The organism is Mucilaginibacter sp. (assembly GCF_036383575.1).
Taxonomy (GTDB): Bacteria; Bacteroidota; Bacteroidia; order Sphingobacteriales; family Sphingobacteriaceae; genus Mucilaginibacter.
Genome location: NZ_DASVOB010000003.1, coordinates 1 through 4,992 on the forward strand (window position 1 = coordinate 1; position 4,992 = coordinate 4,992).

A 4,992-nucleotide genomic window follows, 5' to 3' on the forward strand; every position below is an offset into this window, starting at 1 on the left:
GTTATTTAATAGGAAAGCCCCGGCAATTTGCCGGGGCTTTTTTGTTTGAATGTTATGGGATTCAATAACGCTATTGCTCTCAGGGGCGATAATCAATCCCAAACACCGTTCTGTGATGTAAATATCACCGGCTCGCCACCGGTTACCATAATGGTATGTTCGTGTTGGGCTACAAATCCACCTTTATTGCCAAGTAGCGTCCAGCCATCGGCTTGTGTCTCGGCAATTGTCGACCGTGTTGAAATGAATGTCTCTATAGCTAATACCGAGTTCTTTTTAAAACGTGCAGTGTTATACCTGTCGCAGAAGTTAGCGATCTCGTGCGGTTCTTCGTGCAGACTACGACCAACGCCATGCCCGGTAAGGTTTTTAATTACCGTGTAGCCGGCTTTTTTAGCTTCAGTCTCAATCAGTTTGCCTATATCCGATATTCTGACACCTCCTTTAATGTTGCTGATAGCTTTCCTCAATATCTCTTTCGATGCCTCTACCAGTTTACCATGGCCGTGGATATCTTCGCCCAATATAAACGAGCCGCCATTATCTGCCCAGTATCCATTTAATTCTGCCGACACATCAATATTTACCAAGTCACCTTCTTTTAGGATCTTATCCGCAGATGGTATGCCGTGTGCTACTTCCTCGTTAATACTGATACAGGTATACCCGGGGAAATTATATGTTAATTTAGGTGCAGAATTTGCGCCCATCTGTTCCAGCAATTTGCGGCCGTACTCGTCAAGCTCCTTTGTTGAAATGCCTGGTTTAGCAAACTCACGCATTTTTTTGAGCGTAATGGCAACAGCATCACTTGCCTGCTGCATCCCGCTTTTTTCGTCTTCTGTTGTTATAGACATTTTAAATATTATCTAAAGCAAAATTAGCAATTATGCAGATATAGTATATCACACCCGTGTCTAAGTTGCCGGATGCTTATGATGAAATGCTACGGAGAATCACAATCCTTTAGCCAAAACAAAACTTTTTTCTATCTTTGGCTCAAATGATAACAGGCATTAAATATGGCAACAATGAAAACATCAAATCCCTTATGCGGGTATTTCTTGTTTCGGAGCCTTTTTTTAATGATCCACCATTCTCTTCTTTTTGCTAAGTAAAAAGTACTTCTTTCAGATTTGCTTTTTAGTTCTTCAACACTATTTTCAAAACAATTTATTAAATGCGGGCAATATTATAGCGTATTCTTATCGTTTGCCCAACCTGTCTTTTTAGCAAAAAATGAAAAAAACATTTGTTCTATTACATATAGCCGTATTGCTTGCCGGGTTTACCGGCGTATTTGGAAAGCTCATTTCTTTAAATGAGTATCTGCTCACCTGTTACCGTACTTTGTTCTCTTTTCTGTTCCTGCTTGTTATTGTGTGGATCAGGAAGCCCCAATTTAGCCGTTCCTGGGGGAGCATTTGGGAAATGGGGAAGGCGGGCCTATTAATATCCCTGCACTGGGTATTCTTTTATGCCAGCATCAAATATTCCAATGTTTCGGTAGGGGTAGTTTGTTATTGCCTTACCAGTTTTTTTACAGCATTTCTGGCGCCGCTTATTAACAAAAAACCGTTTAATGTAACCGAACTGCTGTTAAGTACACTCACCCTTGCCGGCATCGGATTGATCTTTCATTTCGATACCTCATTCCGTACAGGGATCATCCTTGGGGTGATATCATCTTTTCTGGCATCGCTTTACACCATTTTTAACGAAAGGTTGGTTAAAAAGTATGAGTCGACCGTTATCAACATGTATCAAATGCTGGCTGGATGTATTGCATTAATTATAATGCTGCCGGTATATCTTTATTTTTTTCCTGCACAGACAATATTGCCGGGAGTTACCGACACGATTTATCTGCTGCTTTTGGCACTTTTTTGTACTGTAGGGCTTTATGTGCTGGTTGCAGAAACTTTAAAAAAGATCTCTGCCTTTACAGTTAACCTCACTTTTAACCTGGAGCCCATTTACAGTATTTTACTGGCGATGGTTTTATTCAACGAATCCCGGCAACTTAATTTATCTTTTTATGCAGGGCTTTTAGTGATCATAATATCCGTTGTTTTGCAAGCGGGGATAAGCCGGAGGAAAAGGTTATTGACTGATTTGTAATGGATGCCTGGACTCCAGACTTACGAAGTTTTTAAAACTTCGTAAGTCTTCAACAATAGGGAAAGTTATATAATTATAAAACCATGTCATTGCGAGCGCAGCGCGGCAATCTCGTCGGACGCAGAGCGGATTTGCAAGTATTTATGCATGGCTACGAGATTGCCACGTCGCGTCACACACTGCCCTACGCGAACTCGTCGCAATGACATAATTTTTATTATTACCCCTGTTCAGAAACCCTCGCTGCAGCCTGCGCGGGTAAATCCATATTGCCATCCTGCTTAATGAGGTTGAGTTTATGTTTGGTGATGATCCATTTACCATCGGTTTCAATCAGTTCGGTATCATAAGTGCCCTCAACAATCCATAGCTCATCGCCAATAAAATGATCGGCTTTGCCATAGTAATGTGCCAGCGCTACTGAGCCGTTTTGCATTACATAAAAATCGGCCAGTTGATGATGCGTTTTGTCGAAGCCGGGCAAAAAGCCGCGCCAGGCCGTAATGATATTTTCTGAGGATACCAGGCTTGCAGGATTACCGGTCATGGAACTATAATCAAGCTCAACATTTTCGGCAAGGGCGTTTTTAACTTTGGTCCAGTCGCGCTCATCGGCTCCGACGAACAAGGCTGTTACGGTTTCAATTATTTGGTCTTTCATTGGTTTTGCATAGGTTAAATTCACTCAAATATCAATTATCAGGCTCATTTTACATATTAACAACAAACTTTTATATAAACTTGTACTGTTATTGGTTGTTTTCCCAAAACGGCCGCCATAAAACATGAGTCAGGATTTTTACCAACATATTTTTGCTAAACAGCAAAACCTGGAGGCTGTGCCTTCAAACAGGGAAATTACGGCCTGGGCACTAAAAGTGATCCACTTGCTGTACCCCGAACAAACCGGACAGCAGTATGCTTCGGTAGAGGAACTAAAGGATGAGTTTTTAAGACTGGAGAACGACCTTTGCGAAATTATGCATGCTACAAAAGCCTGCAGTAACTGCGATACCTCAAAGCTGGCAAAAAAATTCTTTGAAGGTCTTCCAGAGTTGTTCCGCATCCTGAACACCGATATCCAGGCTATTTTTAACGGCGATCCTGCCGCGCGCAGCGAGTTTGAGGTGATCCGTACTTACCCCGGGTTTCATGCCATTTCGCTTTACCGCGTGGCCCATAGCCTTTATATTGACGATATTCCTTTGTTGCCGAGGATCCTTACAGAATATGCCCATTCGAAAACGGGGATAGACATCCATCCTGCTGCCAAAATAGACGAGTATTTCTATATAGATCATGGCACCGGTATTGTTATTGGCGAAAGCTGCACAATAGGGAAGCACGTAAAGTTGTATCAGGGTGTTACCTTAGGAGCGTTGAGCGTAGATAAAAGTATGGCCAACACTAAACGCCATCCAACAGTTGAGGATAACGTGGTGATCTATTCGGGCGCAACCATTTTGGGCGGCGAAACCATTATTGGGCATAACAGCGTGGTAGGGGGGAACGTTTGGCTTACCAAAAGCCTGCCGCCAAATTCAAGGGTATATCATACCCCAAATCACCGGATATTGAAAAGGTTGAGCATTAAATTGTTCGGCGGAAAAAGATAAAGCATTTACCTAATAAAAAATATAATGGCTGGATTGATAGACCTGATAGGCAACACGCCTATGGTAGAAATTAAAAAGCTGAACCCTAATCCTAAAGTACAGATCTTTGCCAAGCTGGAGGGTAATAATCCCGGAGGCAGCGTGAAAGACCGTGCATCCCTTAATATGATCAGGAGTGCCATTGAACGTGGTGATATCAAGCCTGGTACTAAACTTATTGAAGCAACCAGCGGTAATACAGGTATTGCATTGGCTATGATTGCAAGGCTGTTTGATTTGGAGATAGAACTGGTGATGCCATCTAACTCCACCCGCGAGCGTACGCTTACCATGGAAGCTTTTGGCGCTAAAGTTACCCTGTTGGAAGGAATAGAGCTTTGCCGCGATTATGCCGAAGAGAAAGCAGCCACCGGCGAATATTTTTTATTGAACCAGTTCGCCAATCCGGATAACTACATGGCCCACGTAAAAAGTACGGGCCCCGAAATTTGGCGCGATACCGAAGGAAAGATCACCCATTTTGTAAGCGCCATGGGTACCACAGGTACCATTATGGGCTGTTCAAGATATTTGAAGGAGCAAAACGCTAATGTGCAGATCATAGGCTGCCAACCGGTTGAAGGCTCGTCTATTCCAGGCATCCGCAGGTGGCCGGAGGAATATCTGCCCAAGATCTTTGATGCTACACGGGTTGACAGGGTAATGGATATCTCGCAGGAAGAAGCTACTCAAATGGCCCGCCAGATGGCCAAAGTAGAAGGCGTGTTTGCGGGTATGAGTAGCGGTGGCGCGCTATCAGCCGCGATAAGGCTGGCAGAGGAGCTGGAAGAGGGCGTTATCGTATTTATTTGCTGTGATAGGGGGGATAGGTATTTGAGCAGTGAGTTGTTTGGGTAAAACGTACTGCCACCATGTCAATGAAACTTGCGCTCGTTTATAACGAGCGCTTAAAATGGTTTGGCGTTTGTAACGCCATTACCGGCGCTTACGTTACAAATGTAAGCCCACTTTAAGCGCTCATCACAGATGAGCGCAAGGTGAGTAACCAATCAGAATAAAATGGAGCCAACGGAAGACAGCAATAATTATAAATACGGGGTGTTTTACTACAATGAGAGCGATGCCCGGATCATTGTACCTAAAAGAGTCAAATACCTGGGCTGGACTTTGAATTTTGCCCGCCCGGTTAGTTATTTGATCATGGCTGGGATACTGGCAATAGTGATTGGCGCTATGATATTTGCGCCCGCGAAAT

General features: G+C 43.4%; 6 protein-coding genes. 4 read left to right on the forward strand and 2 right to left on the reverse strand.

Going from position 1 to position 4,992, the window contains the following annotated elements; genetic code table 11:
- Window positions 1-92: 92 nt before the first annotated feature.
- On the reverse strand, window positions 93-857 hold the full coding sequence (gene map / locus VF500_RS00110) for a type I methionyl aminopeptidase (protein WP_330857727.1): 765 nt from the start codon (window positions 855-857) through the stop codon (window positions 93-95).
- Between the two features lie 382 nt (window positions 858-1,239).
- On the opposite strand from map, the gene VF500_RS00115 reads away from it, so the two are divergent.
- Window positions 1,240-2,121: a DMT family transporter gene (locus VF500_RS00115; protein WP_330857728.1), complete on the forward strand. Its 882-nt coding sequence runs from the start codon at window positions 1,240-1,242 to the stop codon at window positions 2,119-2,121.
- A 220-nt stretch (window positions 2,122-2,341) separates the two neighbouring features.
- On the opposite strand, the gene VF500_RS00120 is transcribed toward VF500_RS00115, so the two are convergent.
- Entirely contained in the window at window positions 2,342-2,782 is a 441-nt protein-coding gene (locus tag VF500_RS00120; RefSeq protein WP_330857729.1) for a nuclear transport factor 2 family protein, read from the reverse strand.
- A 124-nt stretch (window positions 2,783-2,906) separates the two neighbouring features.
- Between VF500_RS00120 and epsC the strand changes: the two genes are divergently transcribed.
- From epsC to VF500_RS00135, 3 genes are all read left to right on the forward strand, one after another.
- Window positions 2,907-3,737, forward strand: coding sequence for a serine O-acetyltransferase EpsC (gene epsC / locus VF500_RS00125; protein WP_330857730.1), 831 nt, complete (start codon window positions 2,907-2,909; stop codon window positions 3,735-3,737).
- A 24-nt stretch (window positions 3,738-3,761) separates the two neighbouring features.
- Window positions 3,762-4,634 carry a cysteine synthase CysM gene (gene cysM / locus VF500_RS00130; protein ID WP_330857731.1) on the forward strand — a complete coding sequence of 291 codons (873 nt, stop codon included), beginning with the start codon at window positions 3,762-3,764 and terminating at the stop codon, window positions 4,632-4,634.
- A gap of 162 nt (window positions 4,635-4,796) precedes the next feature.
- A partial coding sequence (locus tag VF500_RS00135; protein WP_330857732.1) for a DUF5808 domain-containing protein occupies window positions 4,797-4,992 on the forward strand: 196 nt, incomplete at its 3' end.